We start from the raw sequence: 17,380 nt of genomic DNA, 5'->3' as shown, positions 1-17,380 counted from the left end.
AGAAACATATTTATGTGATGTTCCATGGAATCCGTATCTTCTTATTTTCAGTTCTTCATATAACTCATAGGGCAAAGGATACATGAAGGATACAGGAGGCATTGTCTGATGAAATGCTGTATCAAATACCCCTACCATGGGAACATCAGGCAATAATTCCTTACATGCTTCAATACCTATGATGTTAGGAGGATTGTGAAGAGGTGCTAACCCTATACATTCCTTCATTGCTTCAATTACTTCATCGTCAATTAATACTGAAGAAGCAAATTTTTCTCCGCCGTGAACTACTCTGTGTCCTACTGCATCAATTTCGTCCAAAGAATTTACTGCGCCGTACTTTGAATCAAGCAATGTTTTTAGTACAAGATTGATTGCATCCTTATGGTTTTTTAAGTCTTCTTCAATAAGCAATTTGTCTAATCCTGTTTTTTCATGTTTTAATAAACTGCCTTCAATTCCAATTCTTTCAACTAAACCTTTAGCTAAAACAATTTCGCCATCCATATTTATTAATTGATACTTCAATGATGAACTGCCGCAGTTAATTACTAATACATTCATATTATTCCTCCATAGTTTGTTTTATTTATATATAAAATCCTTTAGATTTTAAAGCAACATTTAATTATCTTTTCAATTTTTTTGTTTTTTAATACAAATATATCGCAATTTGATATTTCATAATTCCACAAGGTGTCATCATCGGCTATTTTAAGATACAAAAGAATCCCTTGAATTACACCGTAATGAGTTGATATTAATGAATTGTCAGGTACATTATCCATAAAGCATGAAACCCTTTTAATTATATCATCATAGCCTTCCCCTTTGGGAAATTTGTATTTATGTTTAAATTCAATCCAGTTTTCTATTTCATCAGCATAAAGTTCTACTATTTCTTCCCATTTAAGGTTTTCAAAAATGCCGAAATTAACTTCTGTTAAACAATTGTCAATAATTATGTCTTTTTTATTGAAACTGATTTCATCAGCTATTATTTCAGCTGTATTTTTTGCTCTTTTTAACGGGCTGGAAAAAATTTTATGTATTTTTTCACCCTTTAATTTCCTTCCTGCCTTTGCTGCCTGCAAAGCACCTGTTTCAGTTAATTCAACATCTGTTATGCCGCTGAATCTCTTGCTTACATTTGCTTCTGATTCTCCGTGACGAACTAAGTATATCATAACTACCCCTTTAAGAAAAGCACTGTTATCATAAAAACTATTTGGCTTATTTCCGCTACAGCTCCGCATGTATCTCCTGTCATGCCGCCTATTTTATCATCTATCAATGTGGATATAAAATATGAAACAGCTATTGCAGCAAAGCATGCAGTGAATATTATTGTTCTATACCATGAAAGCATTGAAAAAATAAATAATATAATTAAATTTACAAGAACAACCCTATTATTTATGTTTTCTATAAATGCAGTTCCCATACCTTTTGTATTCTTAGCGTACTTTTTATTCCAACAAGCAGCTATTGTGCTTGCTCGTCCTGCAAGGGGCATCATAAAAACGGTTTCAATGTTGCTGAAGGAAAATAGAACAAATTGAGAAAGTATAATTAATATCAAGGTTATAGCTCCAAAAGCTCCTATGTGTGAATCACTCATAATATCAAAAACTTTATTTCCTATCCTGCCTGATAATAAACCGTCTGCAGTATCTGCAGCACCGTCTAAATGTATACCGCCGGTTATAACAATGTACATTACAGTAATTACCAGCCCTCTTAGGAAGGATATATGATTGTTAAAAATTAAATATGTAACGGCTAAAAGAAAGCCTATTACCACTCCTATTAGTGTGTAAAGATTCAGTGAGCTTATAAAGTTTTCTTCATTAAATTCAACCTTTCTTCCGATTGGAATTCGCGTAAAAAAAGAAATGAGAATTAAAAATCCTGAAGCCATTTTACCATTTCCCCTTTATGTTTAAGCTTGATGGGTATTCCGGAAAAAATGAAATACATATGTTCAGATTTAACTCCGATTTTATTATTGAGCCGTCCGCTTATGTCTCTGAAGTAGTTCCCCATATAGTAAGGAGGCACAACACCCATACCTGTTTCGTTAGATACTATTATAAGTTCTTTATTGCTTTCATTACATAAACTTATTAATGAAAAAACCTCTTCGGTAATTTTATTTTCCAAAATATTAACATCTTCAATGCTACAGGTATCAAAATCCAATTTACTCTCAACCATGAAATTTCCAATCATTGTTGTTATGCAGTCCAAAAGAACTACTTTTGACTTAACAAATTCATCTTTATTTACTATGGTTCCAAAATCGAAGTGCATCTCTAAGGTATGCCATGAATCCGGTCTTTGTTCTCTATGTTTCTTAACCCTGTCAGCCATTGCTTGATCTGTTACAGCAGCAGTTGCAAGATACAATACATTTTCTGAATATTCTTTTGCTTTTAATTCCGCAAATGTGCTTTTCCCGCTTCTTGCACCGCCAATAATAAATATTACGCTCATGCTATCACCATTCAACATTTTTTACCATTAACATTATATATTATATCACCAATTTAGTAAAAAATAAACAAGAATTTTAAGTACCGTAAAATATTGGGGACGGTTCTTAAAATTCTTTGATTGACATTGGTTTTATTTATCATTAAGATATAGATAGAAAACCAACAGGTATGAAAAGGAACACCCCCGTCCCCTTGTCATACTTTGAAAGGATATATTTATGAGAATAACCGGTGTTGTAGCAGAATACAATCCCTTTCATGCAGGACATGAATACCAGCTTAAAACAGCTAAAAATTTATCAGGCTGTGATTGTATTGCAGTTGTTATGAGCGGTAACTATGTCCAGCGTGGAGAGCCTGCAATCATTGATAAATTCAAACGAGCTGAAGCTGCAATTTATGGCGGTGCCGATATTGTTATCGAGCTCCCAATGCCTTTTTCATGTCAGAATGCAGAAATGTTTGCTCTTGCGGCAATAAAGGAATTAAGCAAGCTTCATATTGATTCCATCAGCTTCGGCTGTGAAAACGATAATGTTAAGCTATTGGAGAAAATTGCTTCAATACAATTAACACCTGAATTCAATAAGCATATTAAGGAGGAAATGAAAAAAGGATTATCCTACCCAAGAGCTATGTCAAATGCCCTTATGTTTATGCATAATGATGAAGCAGAAGTCGTATATTCTCCTAATAATGTTTTGGCCGTCGAATATATAAAAAGCGCTATAAAGCTTAATTTAAACCTTCAATACTATCCTGTTAAACGTTTAGGGATGTCTCACAATGACACTGAAATTACAGGGACCTTTCATAGTGCAACTGCCATAAGAAACTGCTTATCGAAAGGCTCCTTTAATAATCTTAAGCTGACTGAAAAAAGTATGCAATTAATAAAAGAGTTTTATAAAGAGCACAAAAAATTTAACACTTTAGAAAATTATATTGATTATTTGTATTATAAAATAATTATTAGTGATGATTTAAATAAAATTTATGAAATAAAGGAAGGATTAAACAATAAAATAATAAAACAGATTTATAAGCATGGAAGTATTGATGAGCTAATTCTGTCCCTTAAATCTAAACGCTATACATATTCAAGGCTAAGGAGATGCCTCCTTAATATCATGCTTGATATAAAAACGGTTGACATAAGTGAACTTATGTCAACTGAAAATAATTGCCTTAAGGTTCTTGCCTTTAATAATATTGGCAGAAAGGCATTGAAATATGAAAAGAACAAGGAAATAAAGGTAATAAACAGGTATTCGGATTACAAAAAATATAATTTAGTACCTAAAAAAATTAAGTGTTTTAATATAACTAACAAGTCATCAAATATTTATTATCTTCCGCTGAAAAACAGGAAAATAAACAGTGAGTTTACAGAAAATGCAGTATATATAGACATATAAAGCACTCTGGGACAATAAAATAAACAGGGGGTGTTTTTATGTTGAAAAGAAATTTTATTCCTGTTTTTATAATGTTTATTATTTGTTTATTTGTTATGAAACCGAGCATAGTATCGGAAGGTGTTTTTAACGGTCTTAAAATTTGGGTTAACAACATGATCCCTTATTTGCTTCCCATGTCTATTTTATCAAACATATTGCTGCAATACAATTTTTTATATAGAATGTCGGATAAATTGTCCTTTTTATCAAACAGGATTTTTAACAGCAAATATGCATTCATCCCCTATTTTATAAGCTTCGTGGTAGGTTATCCGTCAGGAGCAATGACGATAAATACAATGGCTTCCTATAAAAGAATAGACAGCCGTGAAGCAAATTCATTGATTACTTTCACAAATAACTGTAGCTTTCAGTTTATGGCTGGAGCAGTGTCCTTTTCAATGCTTGGCGACTTTAATTTATATAAATACATTGTTGTTCCCCATTTGTTAGGTGCAGTTTTTATCGGGATAATTTTAAGGAAAAATGATATTCATCACACTGTTATAAATGAAAAAAAGCAAAAATACATTTCATTTTATGATGCCTTCAATTCATCAATTTATAAATCGGTTGCCTCCATATTGTCCATTGGCGGTGTAATAGTTATATTTTCTGTATTTTCCAACTTTTTTGATGCAATACTTATTTCGGCATCAGAATATTTTTCCTTGAGCGCTCAGCACAGCGATATTATACATTCTGTTTCCGTAGGGATTTTAGAGATTGCCAACGGCTGCAGCGTTGCGGCATCCTCCTCTCTGCCAACTGATATAAAGCTGATAATAATTAATTTTCTCATTAGTTTCTCAGGCATATCCGTAATTTTTCAAACATTGGCGGTTACAAATGATTTTAACTTCAATATAGGCAATTATATTTTTTACAGGGCTATTCAGGGAATAACATCGGTTATAATCTGCATTGGGATGTTAATTATTACATAATTATTGAAATATAAAGCATTACTATGTATAATAAATTAACTACGGAGAAAAGGTGATAAAATGATAAACGTAACTTTAATCGGCACAGGAGGTATGGTACCCCTTCCCGGCAGATATTTGGCATCATGCCATATTGAATATAACGGAAGAGCAATACTTATAGACTGCGGCGAAGGTACCCAGATTTCACTCCACAAAGGAAAATTAAGCTTAAATAAAATTGATACCATATTGATTACTCATTGCCATGCCGACCACGTGACAGGTCTTCCGGGACTGTTGCTTACAATCGGGAATCATGGCAGATCTGAGCCCTTAAATATTATAGCTCCAAGGGGAAGCACGAAAATTATAAACTCACTGTTGGTTGTTTGCGGCTTTCTTCCCTATGAAGTAAGAATCTCAGAGCTTCATGACACAAAGCCACAGAAATTTAATCAAATAGGTTTAAATATAACGTCAATTCCGTTAAAGCATCATATAAACTGTTTAGGATACAGCCTTGAGCTTAATTTAAGACCTCATTTCCAGCCGGAAAAAGCTAAAAAGCTGAATATTCCGGTAAAGCTGTGGAAGCTTCTTCACAGCGGCGAAGATGTTACAGTTGATAATAAAACTATTACTCCGGACATGGTTTTAGGAGCTCCGAGAATTCCCATTAAAATTTCCTATGTAACAGACACAAGACCCGTTAAATTTATAGATGAAATTGCAAAAAATTCCGACCTGCTTATTTGTGAAGGAATGTATGGTGATGATGAGCAACTTTCGAGCGCTGTTGAAAAAATGCATATGATTTTTTCGGAAGCTGCAAAAATTGCTTTAAATTCAAATGTAAAGGAATTATGGCTGACACATTTCAGTCCCTCTATGCCGTCGCCGGAGGATTATTTGAAAACAGCATTAAATATTTTTCCTAATACTGTAATAGGCAGGGACCTGATGAGCAAGACGTTAAAATCCCAATAGACATTTAAAAAGAGCGGTTATCCGCTCTTTTATATTGTATTATTCTTAATATATTCTTAGAATATTTTTAACCCGAAGAAATCGTCAAGCTGACCTATCAATACTAAGAAAATTCCTATCGGAACTATAAACTTAAAGCAAATATCCCAGAACTTGTATGCTACCATCTGAACTCCCGGAGAAGCTTCCACTTCTTCTTTGATTGTTTTTGTTTTCAAAGCCCAACCGATAATTAAGGACATCAGGATTGCACCAAGAGGCATGAATACTCCTTCGGAAATCATGTCATAGAAATCAAGCCAAGAAGCAAATGCAACACGGATATTCTCCATTCCTAACAGAACACCCGGAGGGTCAATTATAGCTCCGCCCGCTACGCCCGAACCAAGTCCGTCAAGACATACAAGACTGCCTACCAAGAAAATTGCAAAGCCTGTAATAATTGTTATAATCTTACGGTTTGGAGCTTCTCCTTTTTCAACTTTTCTGTCGATAAAGAATGCCGTGCAAACCTCCAGCAGTGAAATTGCCGAAGTAATGGCTGCTATGAACACAAGGAAGTAGAAAATTACTCCAAAAAGATTGCCGATAAATCCGCCCATACCTACGCTAAATACCTGGTGCAATGTTATAAACAACAGCCCGGGACCTCCTGTGAAGCTAATTCCTTCAACTCCCTGATACATGAATGCACCAACAGCAGGCATTACCGCCAAACCGGCACACAGAGCAAAAATTGTATCTGCTATAGGAATAATCATTGCATTTTTCTCTAAGTTTTCGCTTTTGGTAAGATAAGAGCCATAAGTTATCATACACCCCATACCCAAGGACAGTGAGAAGAACATCTGCCCCGCCGCTGTCTTAAGAACCTTCATAAAGCCTATTTCCGTAAAGGCTGCAAAGTTTGGAACAAACATAAATTGCAGACCTACAAAAGCGCCTTCCAATGTAACGCTTCGGATTATAACTACAACAAGCATAATAAACAGTGCAGGCATTGCGACCTTTGTAAATTTCTCAATACCGCTTGAAATACCGCCCATTACAATGTAGATGGTCAAAGCCATGAAAATAGCATGATACAGAAGATTGCCCCCTCCGTTAACTATGAAGGAGCCAAAAAATTCTCCGCTTCCCATTCCGCCAAAGCCGGCACCCTTACTGAACATTTCCAAGAGGAACCCGAATGTATAACGCAGTGTATAACCTCCCAAAACGCTGTAGAAACCTAAAATGAAGAACCCTGATAAAAATCCGAGCCAGCCTATCCATTCATACTTCTTGCCGATTAACCTGTAGGTTCCGATAACTCCTAAACCATATTTTCTACCTAAGGCAAGCTCTCCTAACATGGTTGCAAATCCGACAAATGAAACCAAAATTAAATATACCAATAGAAATGCAAACCCTCCGTTTGCTCCCATTTTATAAGGGAATCCCCAAATATTTCCCAATCCAACTGCTGAACCAATAGCTGCCATTAAGAAACCAAAATTACTGGCCCATTGACCTCTGTTATTTTCTTTGTCCATTATTATACCTTCCTTTCTTTCTTTTTTATAAATATTAATAGTGATAAAAATTATTCCGTTAATAATTTACAGGAAAACATAAAAATTAAAAATCATTCACCTCCCGATTAACAAAGAATTCGACTTATTACCCCCTTCTTTTTAAGTTTTGTAAACGTATTCACCTTATATAATTCTGAAAATACCCCTGGTGAAATGATTATACTATATAGGAATTCGTTTGTCCAGCAAAATAATCATGTTATAATTTAAACAATTAGCATGCAGCTTAATACTATATTATGGTTAATAATTCTATTTATGAATTTTTTTCAAATTGTAAGGGAGTACATCAAGTTTGTTTGCTCCATCAAAAAAAGATTCTTCAGAAGCTGTCCGAAGAATCCTGTATTTCAAATCATATTTATCAAACTCTTTATATTATTCACCTATTGAAAGCATGAGGTTAAGAGCAATTCCGACTACAGCCGCCGTGGCAATGGCAGGTATTTGAATTCCAAACATGGGAATCATTCCCCCTTCAAATCCAAAGCTTCCTCCAAGCCCTACTATTAAAATTACAGCTATTACCGCTAAATTCTTTGAGCTGAACATATCTACTTTTCTGTCTAACATGATTGTTATGCCCTGAGCACCGATAACACCGAATAAGTATATTGACAATCCTCCGATTACGGATGTAGGAATTGAATATATTATATTAATCAAGGGAGTAAAGCATGAAATTATCATTGTCAATACTGCTGCAAGCATCAATACATATATGGAAAAGTTTTTTGAAATTGCCATGGCACTTATATTTTCACCATAGTTTGTTCCCGCAGGGCCTCCGATAAATCCGGAAATAATGTCGCCTATTCCGTCGCCTATAAGATTCAGACCCAATTTATTTTCAATATCATATTTTTTATTTACACCCTTCTTCCTTGCCAAATCATTTACATAAATGTCCAGCTGATATACATGGGCTGTGGATTCGGGAATAGTAGCTATGGCAATCGGCATGATTGCAACTATCGCTGTAATTGAAGGCTTCGGCAAAGTGAATGTGGGAAGATTAAACACCCCGGCAGATTGAATTGTATTAAATGCTACAAAAGGAATACCGGAAATTTTTCCTATTATCAATGCTGCCGCATAACCGGTCAAAAGACCGAACAAGATAGGAAGCTGGCTTAGTTTTCCTTTTAAATACACAGAGTATAGAATTGTTGACAGTAAGGTTATTATTGCTATAATCCATGCATAGCTTCCCGCAAAAGCATTGCCTTGTGCAGCTTCCGGAAAGGACGCCGCATTTGTCATTGCATTAGCCGCAAGGGACAATCCGATAATTATGGCTATGCTTCCGGTAACGGTAGCAGGCAGAACCTTGTCGATTTTTTCCTTGCCTGATTTATTAATTACATAGCCTGCAATTATAGAAACGAAGCCGGACATTATTATACCAAATTGTGCAATTGAAATTTTATCATTCAGGGAATATTGAGCGAATGCTTCAGCACTCATGATAGATGCTATTGCTGCAATATATGAGAAGCTTGAACCATAGTACAGGGGAATTTGTCTTCCTGTTATAAGTATAAATCCTAATGTTGCAAGGCCGCTTGCAAATATTGTGGTAGAAACATGAAAACCTGTAATAAGAGCAACTAAAACCGTTGCGGGGAACATTACAACTATCTGCTGCAATGCAAAGAAAATAAGGCCGATAAGGGGCGGACGCTCGTCCGGCAAATAACCGAAAACTTCATTTTTTGTTGACATACATACCTCCATATAATAAGAACCTAATCCAGCACGGTCATATGGCATAAAAAAAACCTCGACCAGCCGCCAAGGAAATATGCACAAAAAAATTATATGGATATGCAAATCTTGACGGCATCACGGTACCGTGTTAAAGATTATTTTAACCAATTATAGCACGAACAATCACCTGGGTCAACAGCAAAATATTACAAATTTCAACAAGACGTTAAAGCCGCTAAAGCTAATAAAAGAGTCCTGAAACAGGACTCTGATTTGTTATACATTGTCGGATTATTCGTACATTATATCTCCGAACAATTCTTCATCCGTAGGCTGATTTGGAGGTGTAGGATATGATACCCAGGTTATGTTCAGAAGTTTTTCCCAGGTTATGTTGTCGCTTGATATATTTCCTCCCCAGGTTCCGCAGCCAAGACTTAGTGTCATAGGCATTCCGTTTGTCCAAGCACCGCTGTTTGACAGGCATTGAGGCTGTCTCACCATAAGACGGCTGGTCTTGGTTTTTAAAGCATACTTTAGTATATGCTCATCATTTGTCGAATGAATGCCGCAGGAATGACCCTTACCCTGGTATTCCGTGATTTCATTTACTCTGTCAATTGCATCAGCGAATTCTTTGTATTTATACAATGTAACGGTAACTGATAGTTTTTCTCCCGAAAACGGATATTCTTTGCCTACATTTGTTTCTTCAACCATGAAGAAAGTTCTGTCTTCAGGAATTTTCAATCCCACATATTCCGCAATCTTCTTTGCAGGCTGTGCAATTATTTCTCTTGCCAAAGCACCGTTAACCCACATTTTTGACTGCATCAAAGCTTTTTCTTCCGCACTTAACAAATAACCGCCTTCATCTATCAACGCTTTTACCAAGTCATCATAAATGTCTTCCTGAATAACAAGTGAATTTTCCGCTGAACAGCTTGTTGCAAAGTCAAATGTTTTGCTTCTTTTTATTTTATCCGCAGCATCCTTAATGTCCGCTGTTTCGTCCACAATAACAACCGCATTGCCTACACCTACGCCATAAGCGGGAGTTCCCGATGTATAGGCTGCTTTAACAAGTCCGCCGCCGCCGGTTGCCAAAACTAAGTCGCTTTGCTTCATAAGCTCCTGTGAAATATCCAATGTAGGTTCTTCAATACCTATTACCAAATCTTCCGGGGCATCATATTTTTTTAAAACATCTCTGATAATATTTACAATATAAGTATTAGTTGCCTTTGATTTCGGATGCGGAGACATCACTATGGCATTTCTTGTTTTAATTGCCATTATTGCTTTTAATACAGGAGTTGCCTCAGGATTTGTAACCGGAATAACCGCTCCTATCACTCCCACAGGTTTGGCTATTTTAATTAATCCTTTTTCTTCATTTCTCTCGATAACTCCCATGCTTTTTTTGCCCTCCATGTCTCTCAGGGCGCCTTTAAGCTTGGTCATAAGCTTTGCATATTTTGAATCATAATTTCCGTATTGTGTTTCTTCCACTGCCAATTTAGAAATTTTATCAGCATTGTCAGGCTTTACAATATTCCAGACAATTGCCTTTGTCAGATGGTCCACTCTTTCCTGACTGAAGCCTTCTGCTATTTCCTGTGCCTTTCTTGCTCTTTCAATTAATGAAGCTACATATTCTGTTGCGTTAGTCATTACATTCCTCCTATTTTATAATGAATCTTTGTATATTTGAATTATTTGTTCCAGGCTTACCTTCCTCGGTGTGTTTCCGGGGCTTCCACTGTTTATTGCATCCTGCGCCATTTTTTCCGCTACGGCTAAAAATTCGTCCTTATCTATGCCAAGTCCTGAAATTGACGGTATTTCCAAATCGTCATTCATTTGTTTTATTGCTGCAACAGCTTTCTTTGCAGCTTCCATCGTTGTAAGCCTTTTAATATTTTCCCCCATAGCATCAGCTACTCTCGCAAATTTTTCGGGAGCTCCCATAAGTGCAAATTCCATACATTTAGGTAAAAGCACCGCATTTGATATGCCGTGAGCAACATGGAATACTGCTCCTATAGGCCGGCTCATGCCATGCACTATTGTTACGGAAGCATTGCTGAAAGCAATTCCCGCTTCCATTGAAGCTATCATCATTTCATTTCTCGCCTCCAGGTCGTCACCGTTTGCCCAAGCTCTTCTGATATATTTTGATATTCTCCTTATAGCGGATAAAGACATTGTCTCGGTAAATGGATGAGCTTTTTTTGAAATATATGCTTCAATGGCATGAGTAAATGCATCTATACCTGTAGCCGCAGTTGTTTTTGCAGGAACGCTCAATGTAAGAAGCGGATCGTTTACTGCAACCGCAGGAACTATGTATGGACTTCCTATGAGCATTTTAACATTATTTTTTGTGTCGGCAATTATTGTGAATTGAGTAACCTCCGAGCCGGTTCCGGAAGTTGTGGCAATAGCTACCACAGGAGGAAGCGGTTTTTTTACCTTTCCTAAGCCCATATAATCAACTATACTTCCGGGATTGTTCGCCATAAGTCCTATTGCCTTTGCTGCATCTATCGGGCTTCCCCCGCCTATTCCTACCAAAAAGTCACAGTTCCCGTCCTCATAAATGCTCAACCCTTTTTCAATCATTACATCCGTAGGTTCGCCATTTACTTCATCGTAAACTTCAAAACCGATATTCTGCTCCTCGAGTAAATCCTGGATTTTTTGAACATTACCCGTATCAGTCATTACTTTATCGCTTACAATCAAAGCTTTTTTACCCAACGGTCTTACTTTGATTCCTAATTGCCCGATGCACCCGGCTCCATACAGAACTGTTAAAGGCATTAATATTTGATATGAACTCATTGTAACCTCCCATATTGTTATTGCTGCATTAAATAATATGCATTATTCATGCCAACATTTTAATATTGATTTACAAATGTTTTCTGTTATAAATTTTTAATGTACCGTTACTTTTCTATACACTTTTCAATTTACTTTCACGGGATAACGTTAGTAATGTTAAAAAAAAGCAATGTTGTATGCTTTTATAACACTGTATAAAATTATAACATACCATGCTTTTTTAACTTCTGATATAAACTTGCTCTGTTAATCTTTAAAACCTGTGCCGTCTTGCTTTTATTTCCGCCGCATGCCTTTAAAGTATCCACAATCAATTGCTTTTCAAGACTGTTTAAATTATTTTTCAGGTCTCCTACGGAAACAACACCCCTGCCCTTTATTATTTTTTCAGGGAGCTGTTTAGCATGTATTGTATTTCCATCAACAAAATTATATGCTCTTTCGATAACATTTTCCAACTCCCTGATGTTGCCGGGCCACATATAATTCAATAAATAATCCATTGCTTCATCGTCTATCTTTTCAATATAAATACCGAATTTATTGTTATATTTCGAAATAAAAAAACTGCATAACGGCTCGATATCATCCAATCTTTCGCGAAGGGGAGGCAATTCAAGCAATAATACATTAAGCCGGTAATACAGGTCTTCTCTGAATTCCCCTTTTTCTATTTTCGTTAATAAATTTTGATTAGTGGCTGCTATCAGCCTTACATCAATCTTCTTGGGTGAATTTCCCCCGACTCTTTCCACCACCTTGTCCTGAAGAACACGAAGCATTTTAGACTGCATATCGAAGCTCATATCCCCTATTTCGTCTAAAAACAGAGTACCCCCGTCTGCCAGTTCAAACTTTCCAATTTTTCCTCCTCTGACCGCTCCCGTAAATGCTCCTTCCTCATAGCCGAACAGTTCCGATTCCAGGAGGGTTTCGGGAATAGCGGCGCAGTTGACTCTTATAAAGGGCTTGGAAAAGCGGCCGCCATGGAAATGTATGGCCTGCGCGAATAATTCTTTGCCGGTGCCGCTCTCACCGGTCAATAATACCGTTGAAGGCGAATCCGCTATAAGCAGCACCTTTTCTTTCAGATCGCTTATGATGGAGCTCTTCCCTATGATGTTATTGATTCCCCGGCGGGCTTTATGGATCTGGCTGAACTCATCTTTATATGAATCAAGTTCAATAATGGTCTGGGAGACGTTGGACATGATATCCCTGGTCTGCAAACCGGCAATCATATCAATATATGAACTGCCATATTTCTTTTCCACATCTTTGGGGTCAATGCTCAAGTACTTGGAAAATACTCCCGCGAAGTTGTTTTTTTTGTAGACCGGCCTTCGCGAGGTAATATATTTGCGGTTGCCAAAACGGGAATAAGCCAGGGGTTGTAGGGTGCGAGTCTTTAAAGTCCGGTCCAGGTCTTCATCATGAAAAAATTCATCGACTTTGTGTCCGATCATGTTTTCCACAGTGGTATGGTTGTAATCGGCAAAGGCCTGATTCACATATCTGATGATGCGATTCTCATCGACATAGATCATGCCCTCATAACGGCTGTCCAAAATGCTGTGAAACATTTCTCTTTCCATCGCATAAGCGGTACATTGCCGGTGTATATAGCTGTCATTTACCAGAATAAGCAACCCCCCGGCAAGATCGCTTCCAAGGGTATACTGGGAAAGATCGACAAAGGCAATGAATGGATTCTCTTCTACGAATAAGTTCTCTAAAACCAGGTCAGGAATCAGTTCAGTGATGTTGGAACCAACTGTTAAAACCTGGGCGACACTCTCACTGCCGTAACGGGCCACTATCGTACCGGATGAATCTATGACTGCCAGGGGTGTATTGTGATCTAGATCACATATTTTAGCGTTATATTTCGCTAACAAAATAAACCCTCCTAACTTCCGACAAACAGGTTAAGATAAACGGGCGTAAACCTCTCTCTATATCATTCGTAGCTCATCGCCCGCAAAAGATATGCAAAGAAGCAGAGTATGTTGCTTAACCAAATAAAATAGACAATTGGACTACAATATTTATTGTAAAGGAATTAATAGCCGGAATCTATACATTTCACTCCTTGATTCAATGCTCTGTTGAGCCCTCTGACCGATCTTAGACTGTTGTCGAAAAATGTATTGGGTTATTATAATATTTCTTTCCCCACTATATACCCAATGGCGGGTCACTCATTCATGAGACTGGTTGGGGTGAACTTTAAACTTTGGCAAAATTAGCGATTCCGCCAAGATAGGGCTCAGTAGCTTTTACGCTTTCGGGATTTTTGGGTTTTGGCCGCTTTGCGCTCCCGGCGGGCCTCTTCTGAATAGATCTGCCGGTTTTTCTCCTGTTTTTTCTGCCCGCCCAGATATTGCTGCTCCAGCCCTTTGAGCAAAACCAGCGTGTGCCCGGCGTCAAAAGTAAGGCAAACCGGCAAATCGGATTCACCATAGACCACCTTATAACCTGAAGCCTTAATTTCCGGCCAGGACTTGAGAAGTTTCCTGACCTCGGTTTTGATCACGGAAAAGTTGCGTTCACTGTGGTGGCCTTTGCCATGGTTGATGTCGAGTATATCCACGCCGTGATCCATGCACCATTGCAGGCTGTTGCGGGTCTTTTCCAGCGCTTCGTTGAGGCCCAGGCCGTGCAGGTTCAGGGTCTCCATTTGTTTCACTCCTTTAGATCTCGATTACTTGGGATAGCGGTAATGTCCGATGATCTCCCATCTCAACAAAGCGTCTTCCTCCCTGCACACACTGGCGTTGTGTATCACCAGGGGTATGCCCTCCTCATTGCGGCGGTCGCTGACAATGCCACAGTGTTCGAGTCCATTGGAAAAGCGCCAATAGACCACATCGCCCCACTGCCACAGTGTCTCATCACTGTGATTCTCCACAGACAGGGTCTGACCGTGGCGCTTGAAATAAGCCATCTGATTGGGGACGCGGCGGTGGTCAATATTGGCATCCGGACCCTTCAAACCCCATAGCTGCGGGTATTCGGAAAAGCGGTCCCGCATATCCTGGTGAATCAAGGCCTGCAGGTCAATACCGGCCCTGCGAAAGGCGCGTATCACCACATCGGTGCATGCCCCCCTATCAGGGGCGACGTCCCCGCCGGGGTAGCTCATCACCTGATAAGAGGCGTCATAACGCGTGCCGTTAACGGCTTCAGCCCTGGCCCCCAGGAGGATGAGGTCCGGGGTCTTTAACTGGTCTGCCGGGATGCTTTCCACCGGAGAAGGCGGCAAACCCTTTTCAACCGGAATTGGTATCGTAATTGGAGCAAAATCCTGTTTTGAAAAAAGGCCCCAACCGGCTATGATGCAAGCCAAGACCGCTGCTGTTGCTATAATTCGGAAGCCCGGCTTCAAATCCAACCTCTCCTCCCACTGATAATCGACTGTTGTTATAAGGATTGTAATAATATCCGGGCCGTACTTCAAGGTTTTATATCAATAACCTGGAAAGCCCCGACCTGGAAGGGTCATGATAAAAAGACTCACTTGTGTTATTATAAAAGGGTTATATTTGTTAAATACGGTTTATAAAACTCCGTTAAACCGGCCGCTGACCAAAGGGATTTTGCCAAAAGAGGAGCTTTTCCGTGAGCCAGGAGATTATTTCTGAATTGAATAAACAGCAACAGGAGGCAGTCTTGCATTTAGAAGGGCCATGCATGGTTTTGGCCGGTGCCGGGAGCGGGAAAACCAGGGTGTTGACCCGCCGGATCGCCAACCTCATCGACCGGGGCGCATCGCCGCAGTCCATCATGGCCATTACTTTTACCAACAAAGCCGCCCAGGAGATGCGTTCCAGGGTCGCCCGCCTGTTTCCCGATTTTAGCGGCCAATGGATTCAAACCTTCCACGCCGCCTGTTACCGCATTTTGCGCATGGATATTAAACGCCTCGGTTACGAGCCCAATTTCTCTATCATGGATGAAGGCGACTCCAAGACTGTTATCAAGAACATCTTAAAAGAAGAAAACGATTATGAGAATAAGCCCGAGAATATCCTCTACCAGATCAAGAAGGTCAAAAACAGTCTGGGCGAACCGGAAGCATTTTTTATGAAACTGCATGCCCCGCAATCGGTGCGGGAAAAATACCTCAGGGTCCACCGCCTTTACCAGAGCCGCTTAAAAGAGCTCAATGCCTTGGATTTTGAGGATCTGATCGTTTTGTGCGTGCGGCTTTTTACGGAATACCCCGAGGTTCTGGATAAATACCAGGAGTGGTTTAAACACATCATGATCGACGAGTATCAGGACACCAATTTTGCCCAGTATAAATGGGCCAAGCTTTTGGCGCAAAAACACCACAACCTGTTTGTGGTGGGCGATCCCGATCAATCCATTTATAGCTGGCGGGGTGCGGAACCTTTCAATATCAAGCGCTTCTTGAACGATTACCCTGAGGCCCGGGTGATAAAACTGGAGCAGAATTATCGCTCCAGCCAGTGTATCCTGGAGGCCGCCAATGCTGTTATAGTAAATAATGAGGAGCGCGAAGAAAAGCAGCTTTTCACGGAAAACCAGGGCGGAGGCAAGTTGGTCTATTTCTGCGCCGGGGACAGTTTTCAGGAAGCCCGTTTCGTGGCGGATTCTATTTCGGATTTAGTGGACCGCGAAGGGCGGCATTATAGCGAATGCGCGATTTTTTACCGCACTCATGCCCAGTCCCGGGTTCTGGAAGAGGCCTTGTTAAAAAAATATATACCCTATCAGATTGTAGGCGCCCGCCGTTTCTACGAGCGCAAAGAGATTAAGGATATCATCGCTTACCTCAAACTGGCCTGCAATTATGATGACCGCTTAAGCCTGGAGCGGATTATCAATGTGCCCCGCCGGGGCATTGGAGAAAAGACCCTGGAAAAGATACATGTCATAGCCGCTGAAAGCGGGCTTTCTTTGATGGAAGTGCTGGATAAAGTAAGTTCTATTCCGGGTATCAGCGGCAAGGTCGCAGAAAAGCTGACCGAATTTTATGGTATGATGAGGTATTTTACCGCTTTGGCCCATGAATTCGTATCGGTCAGGGAGATCATCGACCAGGTCCTGGAACTGAGCGGATACCTGGACGAACTCAAAAACAGCCATGCTCCGGACGCTGAAACCCGCATCGAGAACCTGCAGGAACTGCGCTCGCTGGCGGTGGAATTTGAGGCCCAGGGAGGCGAAAGCCTGGAGGAGTTCCTGGCCCAGCTGGCCCTGGTGCAGGATACTGACGAAATCAACCGTTCCGACACCGTTTTCATGATGACTTTCCACGGCGCCAAAGGCCTGGAATTTCCGGTGGTCTTCATGACGGGCATGGAAGAAGGGGTATTTCCTTCTTACCGCAGCGAGACCCC

14 protein-coding genes and 1 pseudogene are annotated in these 17,380 nt (G+C 39.4%); 4 read left to right on the top strand and 11 right to left on the bottom strand.

All coding sequences use genetic code 11. The annotated features are described in order from the left end of the window. From B3W37_RS05845 to cobU, 4 genes and pseudogenes are all read right to left on the bottom strand, one after another. Positions 1–564 (bottom strand): annotated as a pseudogene (locus B3W37_RS05845) (acetate kinase); the annotation flags it as partial. A 41-nt stretch (positions 565–605) separates the two neighbouring features. Then, positions 606–1,187, bottom strand: a complete 582-nt coding sequence (locus tag B3W37_RS05840; RefSeq protein ID WP_483175046.1) for a histidine phosphatase family protein — start codon at positions 1,185–1,187, stop codon at positions 606–608. Positions 1,188–1,189: 2 nt separating this feature from the next. Next, complete coding sequence (gene cobS / locus B3W37_RS05835) at positions 1,190–1,921, bottom strand: adenosylcobinamide-GDP ribazoletransferase (protein ID WP_483175045.1); 732 nt, start codon at positions 1,919–1,921, stop codon at positions 1,190–1,192. Continuing rightward, complete coding sequence (gene cobU, locus B3W37_RS05830) at positions 1,903–2,514, bottom strand: bifunctional adenosylcobinamide kinase/adenosylcobinamide-phosphate guanylyltransferase (RefSeq protein WP_483175044.1); 612 nt, start codon at positions 2,512–2,514, stop codon at positions 1,903–1,905. Before cobU ends, cobS begins: the two co-directional genes overlap by 19 nt. Before the next feature lie 202 nt (positions 2,515–2,716). Here cobU and B3W37_RS05825 point away from each other — a divergent pair, with 202 nt between their 5' ends. The 3 genes from B3W37_RS05825 to B3W37_RS05815 are packed head-to-tail and all read left to right on the top strand — an operon-like array spanning position 2,717 to position 5,874. After that, positions 2,717–3,916, top strand: coding sequence for a nucleotidyltransferase (locus B3W37_RS05825; protein WP_483175043.1), 1,200 nt, complete (start codon positions 2,717–2,719; stop codon positions 3,914–3,916). A gap of 38 nt (positions 3,917–3,954) precedes the next feature. Then, positions 3,955–4,905, top strand: a complete 951-nt coding sequence (locus B3W37_RS05820; protein ID WP_483175042.1) for a nucleoside recognition domain-containing protein — start codon at positions 3,955–3,957, stop codon at positions 4,903–4,905. Positions 4,906–4,965: 60 nt separating this feature from the next. Further along, the gene (locus B3W37_RS05815; RefSeq protein ID WP_483175041.1) at positions 4,966–5,874 is read left to right on the top strand and encodes a ribonuclease Z; all 909 of its coding nucleotides are present in this window, start codon (positions 4,966–4,968) and stop codon (positions 5,872–5,874) included. A gap of 56 nt (positions 5,875–5,930) precedes the next feature. Here the strand turns inward: B3W37_RS05815 and B3W37_RS05810 are convergent, their stop codons facing one another. The 7 genes from B3W37_RS05810 to B3W37_RS05780 form a co-directional block, all read right to left on the bottom strand. Further along, positions 5,931–7,409, bottom strand: a complete 1,479-nt coding sequence (locus B3W37_RS05810; protein ID WP_483175040.1) for a sodium-dependent transporter — start codon at positions 7,407–7,409, stop codon at positions 5,931–5,933. Between the two features lie 420 nt (positions 7,410–7,829). Next, positions 7,830–9,224, bottom strand: a complete 1,395-nt coding sequence (locus B3W37_RS05805; RefSeq protein WP_483175039.1) for a uracil-xanthine permease family protein — start codon at positions 9,222–9,224, stop codon at positions 7,830–7,832. A 228-nt stretch (positions 9,225–9,452) separates the two neighbouring features. After that, positions 9,453–10,835, bottom strand: a complete 1,383-nt coding sequence (locus B3W37_RS05800; protein ID WP_483175038.1) for an aldehyde dehydrogenase family protein — start codon at positions 10,833–10,835, stop codon at positions 9,453–9,455. A 15-nt stretch (positions 10,836–10,850) separates the two neighbouring features. After that, positions 10,851–12,008: an iron-containing alcohol dehydrogenase gene (locus B3W37_RS05795; protein WP_483175037.1), complete on the bottom strand. Its 1,158-nt coding sequence runs from the start codon at positions 12,006–12,008 to the stop codon at positions 10,851–10,853. Between the two features lie 203 nt (positions 12,009–12,211). Continuing rightward, positions 12,212–13,909, bottom strand: a complete 1,698-nt coding sequence (locus B3W37_RS05790) for a sigma-54 interaction domain-containing protein (RefSeq protein ID WP_483175036.1) — start codon at positions 13,907–13,909, stop codon at positions 12,212–12,214. 371 nt (positions 13,910–14,280) lie between these two features. Further along, positions 14,281–14,691, bottom strand: a complete 411-nt coding sequence (locus B3W37_RS05785; protein ID WP_481040903.1) for a Smr/MutS family protein — start codon at positions 14,689–14,691, stop codon at positions 14,281–14,283. A 24-nt stretch (positions 14,692–14,715) separates the two neighbouring features. Further along, positions 14,716–15,399: a DUF1287 domain-containing protein gene (locus B3W37_RS05780; protein ID WP_483171496.1), complete on the bottom strand. Its 684-nt coding sequence runs from the start codon at positions 15,397–15,399 to the stop codon at positions 14,716–14,718. A gap of 257 nt (positions 15,400–15,656) precedes the next feature. On the opposite strand from B3W37_RS05780, the gene B3W37_RS05775 reads away from it, so the two are divergent. Next, positions 15,657–17,380, top strand: a 1,724-nt coding sequence (locus B3W37_RS05775; RefSeq protein ID WP_483175035.1) for an ATP-dependent helicase, incomplete at its 3' end; no start/stop codon positions are given.

It is taken from the genome of Syntrophomonas sp. UBA5494 (assembly GCF_002426325.1).
This window is presented reverse-complemented; position numbering and strand designations above follow the sequence as displayed.

What these genes read in the sequence shown, in the direction of transcription:
- B3W37_RS05810 (WP_483175040.1), bottom strand. Translation starts at nt 7,409, where the DNA reads ATGGACAAAGAAAATAACAGAGGTCAATGGGCCAGTAATTTTGGTTTC.
- B3W37_RS05800 (WP_483175038.1), bottom strand. Translation starts at nt 10,835, where the DNA reads ATGACTAACGCAACAGAATATGTAGCTTCATTAATTGAAAGAGCAAGA.
- cobS (WP_483175045.1), bottom strand. Translation starts at nt 1,921, where the DNA reads ATGGCTTCAGGATTTTTAATTCTCATTTCTTTTTTTACGCGAATTCCA.
- B3W37_RS05795 (WP_483175037.1), bottom strand. Translation starts at nt 12,008, where the DNA reads ATGAGTTCATATCAAATATTAATGCCTTTAACAGTTCTGTATGGAGCC.
- B3W37_RS05840 (WP_483175046.1), bottom strand. Translation starts at nt 1,187, where the DNA reads ATGATATACTTAGTTCGTCACGGAGAATCAGAAGCAAATGTAAGCAAG.
- B3W37_RS05815 (WP_483175041.1), top strand. Translation starts at nt 4,966, where the DNA reads ATGATAAACGTAACTTTAATCGGCACAGGAGGTATGGTACCCCTTCCC.
- B3W37_RS05805 (WP_483175039.1), bottom strand. Translation starts at nt 9,224, where the DNA reads ATGCCATATGACCGTGCTGGATTAGGTTCTTATTATATGGAGGTATGT.
- cobU (WP_483175044.1), bottom strand. Translation starts at nt 2,514, where the DNA reads ATGTTGAATGGTGATAGCATGAGCGTAATATTTATTATTGGCGGTGCA.
- B3W37_RS05785 (WP_481040903.1), bottom strand. Translation starts at nt 14,691, where the DNA reads ATGGAGACCCTGAACCTGCACGGCCTGGGCCTCAACGAAGCGCTGGAA.
- B3W37_RS05820 (WP_483175042.1), top strand. Translation starts at nt 3,955, where the DNA reads ATGTTGAAAAGAAATTTTATTCCTGTTTTTATAATGTTTATTATTTGT.
- B3W37_RS05825 (WP_483175043.1), top strand. Translation starts at nt 2,717, where the DNA reads ATGAGAATAACCGGTGTTGTAGCAGAATACAATCCCTTTCATGCAGGA.